This is a genomic window from Chloroflexus sp. (genome assembly GCF_034432675.1).
In the GTDB taxonomy this organism is placed as follows: Bacteria; Chloroflexota; Chloroflexia; order Chloroflexales; family Chloroflexaceae; genus Chloroflexus.
Genome location: NZ_DAOUBI010000073.1, coordinates 25,189 through 38,901 on the forward strand (window position 1 = coordinate 25,189; position 13,713 = coordinate 38,901).

10 protein-coding genes and 1 tRNA gene are annotated in these 13,713 nt (G+C 55.7%); 5 read left to right on the forward strand and 6 right to left on the reverse strand.

Going from position 1 to position 13,713, the window contains the following annotated elements; translation table 11 throughout:
• The first annotated feature begins 108 nt into the window (after positions 1-108).
• On the forward strand, positions 109-3,408 hold the full coding sequence (locus tag VAE55_RS05955) for an EAL and GGDEF domain-containing protein (RefSeq protein ID WP_322814884.1): 3,300 nt from the start codon (positions 109-111) through the stop codon (positions 3,406-3,408).
• Positions 3,409-3,949: 541 nt separating this feature from the next.
• Here the strand turns inward: VAE55_RS05955 and VAE55_RS05960 are convergent.
• Together VAE55_RS05960 and VAE55_RS05965 are read right to left on the reverse strand one after the other, a co-directional pair.
• A complete protein-coding gene (locus VAE55_RS05960; RefSeq protein WP_322814885.1) occupies positions 3,950-4,930 on the reverse strand; it encodes a MoxR family ATPase in 981 nt (326 codons plus the stop codon).
• A 116-nt stretch (positions 4,931-5,046) separates the two neighbouring features.
• Positions 5,047-6,438 (reverse strand): hypothetical protein, encoded by a 1,392-nt coding sequence (locus VAE55_RS05965; RefSeq protein ID WP_322814886.1) that lies wholly within the window; start codon positions 6,436-6,438, stop codon positions 5,047-5,049.
• Positions 6,439-6,720: 282 nt separating this feature from the next.
• On the opposite strand from VAE55_RS05965, the gene dps reads away from it, so the two are divergent.
• The 4 genes from dps to VAE55_RS05985 all read left to right on the forward strand — a co-directional run bounded on the left by dps (position 6,721) and on the right by VAE55_RS05985 (position 9,249).
• Positions 6,721-7,212 (forward strand): DNA starvation/stationary phase protection protein Dps, encoded by a 492-nt coding sequence (gene dps / locus VAE55_RS05970; RefSeq protein WP_322814887.1) that lies wholly within the window; start codon positions 6,721-6,723, stop codon positions 7,210-7,212.
• Positions 7,213-7,240: 28 nt separating this feature from the next.
• Positions 7,241-8,533 (forward strand): sugar ABC transporter substrate-binding protein, encoded by a 1,293-nt coding sequence (locus VAE55_RS05975; RefSeq protein WP_322814888.1) that lies wholly within the window; start codon positions 7,241-7,243, stop codon positions 8,531-8,533.
• A gap of 149 nt (positions 8,534-8,682) precedes the next feature.
• Positions 8,683-9,021: a zinc ribbon domain-containing protein gene (locus VAE55_RS05980; protein ID WP_322814889.1), complete on the forward strand. Its 339-nt coding sequence runs from the start codon at positions 8,683-8,685 to the stop codon at positions 9,019-9,021.
• Between the two features lie 9 nt (positions 9,022-9,030).
• Entirely contained in the window at positions 9,031-9,249 is a 219-nt protein-coding gene (locus VAE55_RS05985; protein WP_322814890.1) for a hypothetical protein, read from the forward strand.
• A gap of 354 nt (positions 9,250-9,603) precedes the next feature.
• Here VAE55_RS05985 and VAE55_RS05990 read toward each other — a convergent pair.
• The 4 genes from VAE55_RS05990 to VAE55_RS06005 all read right to left on the reverse strand — a co-directional run.
• Positions 9,604-9,689, reverse strand: a tRNA-Leu gene (locus VAE55_RS05990).
• A gap of 41 nt (positions 9,690-9,730) precedes the next feature.
• Positions 9,731-10,771: an SH3 domain-containing protein gene (locus tag VAE55_RS05995; protein ID WP_322814891.1), complete on the reverse strand. Its 1,041-nt coding sequence runs from the start codon at positions 10,769-10,771 to the stop codon at positions 9,731-9,733.
• Positions 10,768-12,222 (reverse strand): Asp-tRNA(Asn)/Glu-tRNA(Gln) amidotransferase subunit GatB, encoded by a 1,455-nt coding sequence (gene gatB, locus VAE55_RS06000; RefSeq protein WP_322814892.1) that lies wholly within the window; start codon positions 12,220-12,222, stop codon positions 10,768-10,770. The genes VAE55_RS05995 and gatB overlap by 4 nt, the downstream gene beginning before the upstream one ends.
• Before the next feature lie 893 nt (positions 12,223-13,115).
• On the reverse strand, positions 13,116-13,713 hold a 598-nt coding region (locus tag VAE55_RS06005), incomplete at its 5' end, for a Uma2 family endonuclease (RefSeq protein WP_322814893.1).

Genomic DNA, 13,713 nt, shown 5'->3' on the forward strand with positions numbered 1-13,713 from the left:
GGAGCAGGCATCTACTTCTATATACTATATACATCACTGCAACGTAATACGGCAAACGTGGTATACTTTCAAGATTAGCAAAGAAATCATTATGTTATCGCTACCGGTATGACTGACAACATCGTCCCTTCCCAACCTATTTATGATGTTATCCCAACAACATGGCAAGGATTGCTAGAGTGTATTGCTGAAATCATTGTTATTCTTGATGCTAATCATACTGTTCGTTTTGTTAATCAACCCTTTATTACTCTGCTCGATTACGAACCGATTACCATTCTCAACCACCACTTCAGCGAATTAGTTCATCCTGAGGAATCCGCCGTTGTCGAACAACACCTCAGTCAACTGGTAGCCGGTCAATGCCAGCCCCTACCTTTCCGGGTGCGGTTGCGGCATCACGACGGGAGCTGGCGTATTTTTGAATTGCGGTTGTGCAATCGTCAGCAGCACCCAGGCATCAACGGCATTGTGCTGAGTGGCTACGACGTAACCCCATTACTGGCCGCCGATTATGCATTACGTAGCCATGATGAGCGCTACCGCCAGCTCCTCGAACTGGCCCCGATGATGATCATCATCAGCAGTCTGCCCGACGGGATGATCCGCTATTGCAATCCCGCTGGCGCACGCATTTTTGGTGTGACCACCCCTGAAGAGCTGTTGAACCGTCCACTTACCGAATTTTTGTCTGCCGACGAACACGCCATTATGTGGCAACGCCGGCAGGTATTACGCAACGGTCAACCACTGTCCCCCATGCGCTATCACATCTATGCCCGTGATCATGTGGTGCGTACAGTTGAGATACAGGGGGTTTTAATCGAAGGTACGGATGAACCACAAGTACTGTCTTTTGGCTACGATATTACCGACCGGATTGAAGCCGAACGTCGCCTCCATTTGCAGGTTCACGTCTTGTCCCAAATCAGCGAAGCGGTGATTGTTACGGATCGCAGTGGTGCAATTGTCTATTTGAATGACATGGCCGGCTATCTTTACGGCGTCAATCCCGCCGAGGTGCTGGATCAACCGCTTTCACGCCTGTTTGTCGCCGAGCCATTACCAGCGCAGACCGTCGAATGGAATCCGCTCAGTCATACATCAGGCTGGTGCGGCGAACTGCTGCACCGCTTACCCGATGGTCGCACGATGATCGTCGAGGTCAGCATCGATCCGCTTCACCACGATGAACTGGCAAACGGTGGTACGCTGATCGTTGTCCGTGACATTACCAGCCGCAAGCAAGTTGAGGAACGCCTCCGCCTGCTTGAGTCGGTTGTGATTCATACTAATGATGCTGTACTCATCCTGGATGCAGAACCGCTCTATTCACCCGGGCCATTTATTCGCTACGCGAATGCAGCCTGTAGCCGCCTGACCGGCTATGCCACCCATGAGTTGATCGGACGTAGCCTGCGCATTCTGCACGGCCCCGCTACCGATGTAATGAGCCTGCATACTCTATGGCAGGCAATGGAACAGCGCAAACCGATTCGCCTTGAATTGCTCTACTACACGCGCATCGGTGAACCAATCTGGGTTGATCTGAGTCTGTCACCGGTCACCGATGATTATGGACAAACTACCCACTTTATCGCGTTACATCGTGATATTAGTGCGCAGAAACTGGCCACGTTCCTCGAACATGATCGCTCGGAAATCCTGGCGCTCCTGCTTCAACATAGTCCGGTAAGCACAGTGCTTACAAAGCTAGTGGAGTTGATTGAACGGCAACGACCTCACTGGCTGGTATGGGTGGGTATTGATGGGTATGCAATAGCTTCAAGTGAACGACTGCTCGATGAAGCTGAACGACTTGAAGCACGCATTCGACAATTACTTGCCCACCACCATCGCATCACAACCCCAATCTCGATTAATGTACATACTCACTGGACTGATCTGAGCCAGTACGGTGTTACCGGCTGCTGGCTCTGGTCACTCGCCGGTGATGATGGCGCACTGGCTATCTTCCACACCCAGACTGACTGGATGCCAGAACGTGATCAACCGCTGCTCCGTGTGATCACCGATCTGCTCAACCTGATCGCCGATCATACCCGACTGAATGCCCAGCTCCACTATCAGGTACGCTACGATGACCTGACCGGTCTGCCGAATCGCCATCTCCTCCAGGAGCGGATCGAGCTGGCATTACGTGATGCACGTGAACGCCGGCATACGGTTGCCTTGCTCTTCATCGATCTCGATGGCTTTAAACAGGTGAATGACTCGTTGGGCCATCCAATTGGTGATCGCTTCCTGAAACACGTCAGTCAGGCATTTGCCGCTTGCGTCCGTCCGCAAGACACCCTTGGCCGAATGGGTGGCGACGAGTTTTTGTTGCTGATGCCCGATTTGCCCGATCCGCGCCTGGCTGACATTGCCGCCCAGCGTCTCCTCGATGCATTGCAGACGCCGTATATCCATGAAGGGCAGGAGCTGCGTTTGACCGCCAGTATCGGTATAAGCCTTTTTCCACGCGATGGCGTTGATAGTGTGACGCTGCTCAAAAATGCCGACAGTGCAATGCATCGGGCAAAGGAATTCAAACGAAGCGGATTTTTGCACTACCGACCCGAACATAGTCGCCGTGCTCATACCCGGCTGGCACTGGAAGTTCAATTACGTCGCACCATTGAACGTCAGCAACTGATGGTCTACTACCAGCCACAGTACGATCTGGTTACCGAGCAGGTTGCCAGTGTCGAGGCACTGGTGCGCTGGCATCATCCACAGCGCGGACTGATCCCACCGGGTGAATTTGTACCTATTGCCGAAGAGAGTGATCTGATCATCGAAATTGGTTCCTGGGTGTTGCGCGAGGCATGTCGTCAGACGATGGCCTGGCACAAGGCCGGCTACCCTCTCTTGCGCATTAGTGTCAATGTGTCGGCCCGTCAGTTATTACGACCTGAGTTTGTCTCTGAAGTCGCTGCGATCTTACATTCCAGTGGACTGCCGGCAAACTGGCTTGAGCTAGAGATCACCGAAGGGGTGATGCTCGATGACCCGATCTACGCTGCCCGTCAAATTGATCAGTTACGTCAACTTGGTGTACGTATCACACTCGATGACTTCGGTACCGGCTACTCCTCACTGGCCTATCTGCGCCAGCTTCGCCTCGATGCACTGAAGATAGATCAGGCATTTGTACGGGCTATCGACGAGCAAAGCAGTATGGTCACCAACAGCCGTGCACTCCTCCGCGCCATCATCAACCTGGCCCACAGTCTAGGTCTGGCAGTAATTGCCGAGGGGGTTGAGACACCAGAACAACGCTCGGCATTGATCAGCATGGGTTGCGACATCCTGCAAGGCTACCTGTTTGCCCATCCCCTCCCACCAGATGAGGTCTGGCCTACCATTTTGCGCTTACAGAATGGTCGTGCCCCGGCGGATTAAGCTGTTTCATATCCCCACGAGGCCCAGAGGTACTATCACATCTGGTTTACCAGAAGTTATCGCTCATGATCGCATCATCACGCTGACCGTGACCTGAGTACGGACGCAAAGAACGGCGTTCCACTGGTGACGCCATGGTATCACACGCTAGAGTGGATACAATTTGGCGTACGCCAGCCATGCTGCCGCGCCAGCCGTGCTCACGATCCGGCGCGTGGGGTAGCGCTACCGCTGCGGGTCGAGGGTGTATCTGCGCCAGAGGGAATACCGCTGCCAGACCGGATTGCCGTGTCGCGCAGTTTGGCGTGCGCCAGCCATGCTGCCGCGCCAGCCGTGCTTGCGCCCAGGCGCAGGTTACAGCGCGTACCCCTGCTGTTTCGTACCTCTCTTCAAAGAGAGCGCAGTCTGGAAAACCGTCCGCCCGATCAACCTCTACCCGGTGACAACCTTTCAAGCACAGAGACCCAACCGCTCTGGCGTATGACCAGCCAGCGATGCTTCCACATACCGGCCTGGACTGCCGACAAGCGACACACAACCATCACCCCGTCACTCCCTCACCCTCTACCGGCACCGGTATCTGCGCCAGAATCTGTTCGAGAATGGCCGTCGTCGTCTGGCCACGCAGGCGCGCCTCGGCGGTTAGAATGAGCCGATGGTTAAGTGCCGGTACCGCCATCGCCTTCACATCATCCGGCAACACAAAACTGCGTCCCGCCATCGCTGCTCTTGCCTGTGCCAGATGGGCGAGCGCCAGCGAACCACGTGGACTCGCGCCGAGTTCAATCTCGGCCCGCTCACGGGTAGCCCGCGTGATCGCCACCAGATACTGCCGCACCGGTGGACTGATCGCAACCCCACGTGCCGCTTCCTGCAACCCTCTGACTTGCTCTGCACTCACAACCGGCGCCAATGACAGATTGCGCGTCGGTATCAGCGATCGCTGCACAATCTCTTCTTCTTCAACGGCACTCGGATACCCCATGGCAACTTTGATCAAGAAACGATCAAGCTGCGCTTCCGGCAACGGGAACGTACCCTCTAGCTCTATCGGGTTCTGGGTCGCAATCACCAGGAAGGGACGTGGCAACGGGCGCGTCTCACCATCAATCGACACCGTCCGCTCCTGCATCGCTTCGAGCAGCGCACTCTGGGTGCGCGGCGTGGCCCGGTTAATCTCATCGGTCAACACAATCTGGGCAAAGATCGGGCCGGGACGAAACTGAAACTCGCCGATCTTTTGGTTGAAGAACGACAGCCCGGTTACATCAGACGGCAATAAATCTGGTGTAAACTGAATACGCTGAAACGTACATCCCAACGTGCCGGCCAGTGTGCGCGCCAGCGTCGTTTTGCCGGTACCCGGAACATCCTCAAGGAGTACGTGACCTTCGCATAGCAAAGCGGACAGTAACAAATCAATAATTGCTTCCTTACCAACAATAATGCGGCTTATTTGCTCACGAATCGCGGTCGAAACCCGATAAATCTCGGCAATGGCTGTTTCAGAAACTGTTGACACAACGAATAACCCATTCCAAACCGAATACTAGGCTTGCCCGCCAGGGGCAAGGATTGAGTATCGGCATTATACACGCTCTTGCGCAATGTGTGCCACAATGGTGACAATTCCGTATGTTACCTTCCCAACGGCATAGTCACATAGTACCCATCTTTTCCCCCCAAACCGGTCGCAAATACCGGATTACCGGTTGTTACCAGCGCTCGTGAGCTGGCATCATTATTCGTGAAATTCACCGCTACCGCAATCCGATCTGCGGTCACCGCTACCGCAATTGCTGGCGAACTACCGGCAGTCTTCCCCGGCGCTGCCAACGTCGTCCATATGTAACGTTGCGTAAACGCAGGATGAACAATTAGCACAAATGGCTCGCCGATCTCATAATTGCCCAGCACCTGCCCGAACAGCTGCATAGTCCTTCGCCCCTGCAAACAGCACGCTGTACTACCGACCACTACCAGCGTACCATCGGCTGCCGCTGCCAACCCCTTGATCGAGATCGAGTTGCCCTTCCCGTCATCGAGCCGGGTCAACAACCACTGCCCATGCAGGAGGGTGCCACTGACCGGATCAAAGCGACCATACCACGCCAATGACTTTGCACCACTTATTCTATATGGATCGTTGTAAGCATCGTATTTGATCAACTCGCTTTTGCTAAGGACACGATTGATGTCGGCGGGATCACGACCAAAGATCGAATTCCCGCCATCGGTAAAGCCGGCAAAATAGAGCATCCCGTCGTCACCTATCGCCAGCTGCCGCCCTTCACTGTCGGCAGCAAGGTTGGCGCCCTTCACAACACTGGCACTGAACCCATAGCGTTGCCATGCCAAGGAACCATCATCGAGGCGATATGCACGGAGAAATGCCACCTTTAGATCGGAAGCAGCCTGGGTATAACCGGTCGCAAAGACGAGACCGCTTGCGCTGTCAATTGCAATATCGCGAACCTTGGTGCCGCCCACGTTGATCGACAACGGCACACTACCGTCTACCGGATATACAAGCAGCGTCATGCTCTGGAGAAGAGCCGCCACCCGGCCATCAGACATTGCACAACGCATCACCTCCCCCGGTGTTGCTGTCCAACGCACCGTGGTCAAATCAGGCTCAAGCACGACCACACCATCAGGGCCACAAACCACCGTACCACCGCTCCTGTCGAACGCCGCATGGTTCAGCCTAGTAGCCACACGGATAACGCGATCGATGCTGCGGCCATCAACCCCGATGCGGATCAATGCCCCTGCCCCGCCACCGGGTAATACCGTTTCCGGTATACCGGTTACTGCCGACATAGTACCGGCTAGCACCAACTCACCGGTAGAAGTTATCCTGACAGCAACCAGGTTGTCGTCGTTGGCGCCGCCCAAATAGCCGGCGACGGTCGGCGGTGGCGCTTGTACGAGGGGAAGAAAGACCGTGATGGCACTGGATTGCGCCTGGGCCAGCGACGCTAGGCTTATGCTCGCTAACAAGAGGATACCGATAGTTCGTAGATGCATGTGGGTTATTCTTTCTAGACGTGAAATAAAGATGGCTTGATTCCAACCTCAGCAATGGCATCGCGACATACCGCCTCTACCATCCACACCACTAACCGGAACGAGCGCCTTGGCTTCGGGCATCTTGTGCTCTTTCCCCGAAGCATAAGACGGCATACTTGCAGTGTATCAACTCAGTTTGGCAAAACCAACATGACTTTGGTATGATATTAGTATCGATAATCTAGGCTGTGATTATCGTCATCTCCACCGATAAAAGAAGGAAGACAAAGGAGGTCTGGAATGACACAGCAAACTGAATTCGCAACGCGCATTGATATACCCATCGAGCACCGTCGCTCGCTGATTACTATGCTCAACCAACAACTGGTCGACACCTTCGACCTGATGAGTCAGGCCAAACAAGCACACTGGAATGTCAAAGGGCCGCAATTTCTGGAACTGCACGAACTGTTTGACGAACTCGCCACTCGCCTGAACGGCTTCGTCGATCTGCTCGCCGAGCGAATTACTGCACTGGGCGGGATGCCACTCGGTACTGCTCGCATGGCCGCCGCTGCATCGCGGATACCTGAATACCCAACCGATATTACTGATGGCCTAAGCCATGTGGCTGCGCTCGCCGACAGGTTTGCCGCATATGCCCAAACCACTCGTCAGGGGATCGATTTTGCGACTGAGCTGAGCGATCAGGCAACAGCTGATTTGATGACCGAAATTGCCCGTGCTATCGATAAAGACCTCTGGTTCCTTGAGGCACATCTGCAAGGATAACAACGTACATTCACGATCTATCAGTGCCATGGCGCTGTTATGCGTCGTGGCCATGATCTGCTCTGCCTGTGCCGCTGCGCCGCCTACACCAACCGCCACCGCCGCAGTATCTCCTGTCGTAGTACGTTCCACGCTAACACCATTTCCAACCAACACCGCGATTCCAACGGCGACACCGGCACCGACAGCAACACCCGCTCCCCGTCAGCTCACTATCTGGGTGGCAGAACCGGTCGAAGCACAGGCAGTGGTCACGGATGCATTGCAGCAGGCAGCACACACTGCCGGCATCGATGTACTGATCATTCCGCGCGATCCAGACGGTCTCTTGTTGAGTCTGGCTACCGACCGTTTGCTTGGCTTACCGCCACCTGATCTGATCTGGGCCAATCAAGAGGGGATGGTTGGACTGTTGGCCGATCGGTCGCTAGCACCATTAGATATCGACCTACCCGCCGATCTCTTACCCGGCCTGCGCAGCCTTGCCGGCGAGTCCACAACGGTATGGGGGGCACCAATCACGGCGCAAGATATGCTCCTCTTGCTGTATCAGCCCGACCGCGCATTGCCGACGACAACCGCCGATCTCGTCACGTCAGCCCAGGCCGCACGTACACCAGAGCGGGCCGGTTTTGTGCAGGGTTGGGGCGCCGCCCGCTGGATGGCGCCGTGGTTCTACGCTGCCGGCGGTTCCTTCACTACTCCCGATGGCACTGAACCGACGCTTGATACACCGGCAATGACGGCCACTCTGACCCTACTGCGCGAGCTGTACCGGGCAGCGCCCCGTAATGGTGATAGCTACGCTCGTGGTCAACGCCTGCTAGCGCAAGGGATGGCGGCTTACGCGATTGATGGTGACTGGGCATGGCAGACCTATCAGACGATCAGTGACACCTTTCAGATTGGAGTTGCCCCATTGCCGGCCTTTGCCGGCGCTCCGGCCCAACCTTTAATCGGTGGCAGTCTTCTGCTGCGCCATCGCGCTGGTCAGGCCACAACCACCGATATGACTGCCTTGCTCAAGACCCTCTATCAACCGGAGGTTCAACTACGCCTGAGTGCAGCGCTGGGAAGATTACCTGCCCTGAGCAGCCTGCTTACCGATACCAGCATTCAATCCGATCCACGACGTGCAGCGGCGGCAGTTCACGCTGCAATTGCTCCCGGCCTACCACCCACACCAGCAGCACGTTGTGCTATCTTTGGTGTTGAGTCCTACCTGTACAGTGTCACTATTGGCGACATAGCCCTCAACGAAGCACCCGCCCTGATGCAACGCGAGGCGTTGGTCTGTTTACAGCGATTAGTGCAACCATAGCCGGGCCATGAGCGTCATACTGACAGACATGGCGGACTCTTGCCGAGTGCAGAACGACGCGAATCAAACCGGGCGCATGGGCCTTTAGCCCACCTGAGTTGACCGAATCGTGATCCTGCACTTCACAGTAAGCATAGAAAGGGAAGGCTATGCATTGCCCCCGCTGCAACACAGTATTACCCGATGATGCTCGCTTCTGCATCGAATGTGGCACTGCGGTGCGTGTAGCAACCGGCGAAACCGTCCAGCTACCACCGACGCTTAATGCGGTCATTACCTGCCCGGTATGCAACACAGCTAATCCACTTTATGCGCACTTTTGTGTGTATTGCGGCGAAGCTATTCAGCATAGTGCCGGACAACCGGCCAGCAGCGTACCGCGTACCGTCGTCCCACCCCAACCACAACCGGCACGTCATGACGAGTTTGATATGGGGATTACTCTGCTGCTCATCGGTGCTGCACTCCTGATCCCGATCATCTTCTAGCTACCACCGATGATCTGGCCAAACATTCTTATGGTACTCGGCATCGCCCAGATATTCATTCACCTGCGGCGGGGAACGCTTGCATCGGGCATTCGTAACGCCATCTGGCTGTTCGGGCTTGGAGTTCTGTTTCTCGTGCCACGACTGCTGTTACCCGGTTTATTCTTGCTCGTTGGCCTCACCTTTCTCCTGGAAAGCTGGCGCTGGACAGGCAGGACTCCCTCGTGACAGGAGAATGCGCTATATACCGGCACATAATAGCAGAAGTCATTGCGTGCTCGATGGTAGACAGACTGCCCATCCACCCACCTGGCCGCTCCCATTACTTGACAGTGGAAAGGTGTGGCGGTGTAGGGCGGGTTCTAAACCTGCCCTCCAACCGGATTCACCGGACGGTCTGCGGCATGCACAGAGCCGAGGGGAGAAGCATGCCATTAAGATGTGATATTATTCTGCGCTGAGATTTGATCTGATGTTATCGTTCAATAAAATGTTCAGGCTGCACCGTGCCATCAGACGTCGCCCTGCTCTGAACAGAATCAGGAGAGCGACCATAGTGGCCGCTCTTCATCGTACCATGCATGGTGCCGGAGACGGGACTCGAACCCGTAAGGGGTTTCCCCCAGCGGTTTTTAAGACCGCAGCGTTTGCCTTTTCGCCACTCCGGCTTAGTGTGCAGTAAGTTTCCAATTTTCCATTATACCACTAGTTACGGCAACGGTTGTAACAGCTCTCCGGCACACCATCCTTCTATACCGGCACTCCGAACCTGCCACCACGTTAGACCATCGCGCTCAACTGGACCGGCAATAATCTCCACCTCGGTTCCGGGACCGAGCGCAACTCGAATCGCCGCATTGATACCCGGCTCAACCCGGACATTGAGAGCAGGTATTGCACTACTGACAACAGCTCTCCCACCAACAACCAGACCGGTCGGGATCGCCGTTGGTGATGACTCACTAAGAGGCGTCACAACCGGTGACGACGTTTGTCCGGCAATCGGTGTTTCGCCGGTTGCCGATCCCGGAGCCTGACCGGTTGGCACCGGTGACAACCCGCCAACAGTGACCGTCGGCAATACCGATGGCGTTGGATTTTGCAGGAAGAGGGCAACCGCCATACCGATCACAAAAATGCTCACAATAATCAATGTCGGAGCAATCCAGCCCGGTACAATCGGTGCCGACGCACCGCGTGTATCTGCCAGTTCTCGATCACCAAGAGCACGGATACGCCGTGCATCATCGTATTGCGTATGACGATCACGGAGGCGTACCCGCACCGGCTCATCGTCAGGCAGTGTTGTCCGCGCCTGCAACGGTCGCGTTGGGCGAGGGCGATCCGGTTCGGCCGGCGGCACAACCTGTACCCCATAGCGGGGCAACAGCATAACCGCCAGCCGCTGATAGGCCGCCAGCGTCTCACCGGTCACCGCCAGATGCTCACCACGGGCGATCCGACCACGCAGCCGATGCAGACGCTGGACAGCATCAACCTCCTCTGCACTGAGTGGAGCCTGATCAAGCGTCCGCATCGCCGTCAGCACACCGGCAAAAGGGCCGAGCGCTGCCGATGATCCGATGCGCAACAGGTGAGCACGCAACGTATCCTCAATCGCACCGTGTAGGCTGAGCAGAGCCAGTTCCGGCACTTCACGACGCGCTCGCGCCAGGGTGTATTTTTCCCGCGCCGACTCCATCAGCGCCAGAGGACTGACTGTAGCAGACTCATCACCGGCCAGCGTCATTGCAATTCTGCCTCTAACAACTCACGTACCCGCTGGGCGTTCGCTTGCCCCTTAGTTGCCCGCATGACCATACCCACCAGAAACTGGATGGCTGTTGTCTTACCCTTGCGATACTCAGCAATTGCCTTTGCTGCTTTTTCATCGACCAGCACTGCGCGTACTGCTTCCAGCAAGGCGCCATCGTCGCTAATCTGCGTCAGGCCACGCTCGGCCACGAGTGCTGCCGGATCGGCCGCGGTCGCAAATACCTCCTCGAAGAGCTGCCGGGCGACGACACGGGTAATCGTGCCCTTTTGGACCAGATCAATGAGCGTCGCCAACCGCTGCACCGGCATCCGTTCGATCAATACTGTTGCCGGCTCGCCCCGATCTTTCAGTAAACGGAACCCTTCGTTCAACACCCAGTTCGCAACCTCTTTTGCGCCATCAGGCCGGTTAACCGTTGCGACTGCCGCTTCGTAATAATCAGCAATTGCCCGTTCCTGCGTCAGCAAATCGGCATCCTGCCACGAAAGGCCGTGGGTTGCCATCAATCGCGCCCGACGGGCATCGGGCAATTCAGGCAATTCCGCCTGGCGGGCAGCGATCCATTCTGGGGAAAGCACCAGTGGCGGAATATCAGGTTCGGGGAAATACCGGTAGTCATGTGCGTACTCTTTCGAGCGCTGTCCTTCAGTACGGCCAAGATCCTCTCGCCAGCCGCGTGTCTCTTGCTCGACAGTACCGCCAGCTTCTAAAATGCGGATCTGGCGCTCGATCTCATACGTCAATGCTCGTTCCACAAACCGGAACGAATTGATATTCTTGATCTCAACCTTCGCCCCAAAGCGTTCAGAGCCTGCCGGGCGAACACTCACGTTCGCATCACAGCGCAATGCACCTTCTTCGAGATTACCGCTATTGGCACCGATCCAGACCAAAATTTGCCGAATCTTCTCGAACGTCAGGCGTGCCTCTTCAGGCGTACGAATATCAGGTCGCGTGACAATCTCCATCAGCGGCATTCCGCTACGGTTGTAGTCGATAAGTGATGCACCGTCAGGACTGTGAATCAGGCGACCGGTATCCTCTTCGATATGCAGCCGCTCGATACCGATGCGGCGCACTTCGCCGGCAGCATTCCGTATCTCGATAGCACCATCGCTACAGAGTGGTTCATCGTATTGGGTTATTTGAAAGCCCTTCGGCAGATCGGGGTAAGGGTACGACTTGCGGGCAAAGATAGAGCGCTCGTTCACCCGACAGCCGAGTGCCAGCCCACAGAGCGCGGCAAGCTCTACCGCACGGGCATTCAGTACCGGTAGGGCACCGGGCAGACCAAGACTCACCACCGATACACGTGTGTTCGGCGGCGCACCGGCATAATCGGTACTGCATCCATCGAACATCTTCGAGGCAGTTAACACGTGAGCATGAATCTCAAGACCAATAGTGGCGATATACTCTGGCATAGGCTTCCTCGTGTAATGGTACATCGCCTCTATTGTACCCGGTTTTTCGGCTTATGGCGCGACTGCGTGGTATATACGGGTACATGATTGGAGTGCGGAAGCCGTGCTTCCGCATCGACCGTGATCAACGCTATGCGCGTGTCGTACCGAAGCATCCTGCCTGTCATAGAGAAGTCTTCCTACCTGCCCCCGCCAGCTTGCAGGACGACCAGAACATTCGAGCGTATAGCAGGGACAGGGCCTGGGGACGACCAGAACGTTCTCTTCCCCGCTCCTTCTCCTGTAGTGTGGAAGCGGGGAGCATTGAGCGCTGCGCCGGAGTTTCCTGGTTGCGGTAGACGTTGGGTTAGCTCAACTCAAGTTTCCACCTATGCTGTGAGCAGACCACAGCGGCTAACTGCCAGGTCGAACAGCACGACCTTGCACGCAACACCATGTAGTGTAAACGTATGCACGATGTGAGGAGCAGCCAGTTCCTATAGACGTAATACGTCACACCTCACGGTAGCAAGCTGGGTTACACCCATGCTCTGTGTCCTCCGTGTCCCTGTGGTGATAAAGGTAGCAACTTGAGTTAGTATACGTAACGACCGTGCAATGACCGGTATTTATCTAACGACTGGTTGATTGACTCGTTCATCACACGTCTGGTGTTGAAGTAGCACAAACATCATTGGGCGCGGAATGGCATAATGGAGCAGATGATACTGCTCAAAATAACGATAGCACGTTCTCCAAAACTATCAGCATGCCGGCTCGTTCCCCATTTACACAACGTTGGGCCGATGCGGCAGTCAACACTTCCGAACTCACAACAATGCAGGACACACATTACTGACGTATATTGAGCATAGATCCGGCTACGCAATTGACGTAGGCGTCGGCAATAGCTTCTATTCGCTCTCTGGATCAACACCCAATGCACGCAAGCGTACAGCCAACCGCTCGGCCCGCTGCCGCTCTTGCTCGGCCCGCTGTCGCTCCTGTTCAGCCTGCGCCTGCAATTCCACAAAACTTAGAAACGGACGCCCATCCGGCCAGTACAACTGCATGCCACGATCTGTTCGCTTGAAGGTGACTCCCAGGCGTGGACTGAACCAGCCATCAAGCTCCTGGATCACCCGCAACCGACCGTCAATCCGTTGCCAGCCGCCCATATCGCCCTGTTCCGGATCATACAGATAGTACTCTTCCACCCCATAGATGTCGTAAAACTCCAGCTTCGCTGCCAGTTCGGTCAGCGTATTCCCCGGCGACAAGACCTCGAACACAACCTGGGGCGCAATCCCGTTCTCTTCCCATTGGCGATACGACCCACGATCTCCTTTGGGACGGCCAAACACCACCATGACATCAGGCGCTCGCCGAATATCAGGGCGACCTTCAACCGGGTACCAGAGCAGATCACCCGCTACAAACACATCGTCCCGCTCACGGAAGATGGCATCGATATTCCCCTGAATGGTGACGATTGCCCGGAATTGTTTCGTA

What these genes read in the sequence shown, in the direction of transcription:
- VAE55_RS05955 (WP_322814884.1), top strand. Translation starts at nt 109, where the DNA reads ATGACTGACAACATCGTCCCTTCCCAACCTATTTATGATGTTATCCCA.
- VAE55_RS05965 (WP_322814886.1), bottom strand. Translation starts at nt 6,438, where the DNA reads ATGCATCTACGAACTATCGGTATCCTCTTGTTAGCGAGCATAAGCCTA.
- dps (WP_322814887.1), top strand. Translation starts at nt 6,721, where the DNA reads ATGACACAGCAAACTGAATTCGCAACGCGCATTGATATACCCATCGAG.
- VAE55_RS05975 (WP_322814888.1), top strand. Translation starts at nt 7,241, where the DNA reads ATGGCGCTGTTATGCGTCGTGGCCATGATCTGCTCTGCCTGTGCCGCT.
- VAE55_RS05980 (WP_322814889.1), top strand. Translation starts at nt 8,683, where the DNA reads ATGCATTGCCCCCGCTGCAACACAGTATTACCCGATGATGCTCGCTTC.
- VAE55_RS05985 (WP_322814890.1), top strand. Translation starts at nt 9,031, where the DNA reads ATGATCTGGCCAAACATTCTTATGGTACTCGGCATCGCCCAGATATTC.
- VAE55_RS05995 (WP_322814891.1), bottom strand. Translation starts at nt 10,771, where the DNA reads ATGACGCTGGCCGGTGATGAGTCTGCTACAGTCAGTCCTCTGGCGCTG.
- gatB (WP_322814892.1), bottom strand. Translation starts at nt 12,222, where the DNA reads ATGCCAGAGTATATCGCCACTATTGGTCTTGAGATTCATGCTCACGTG.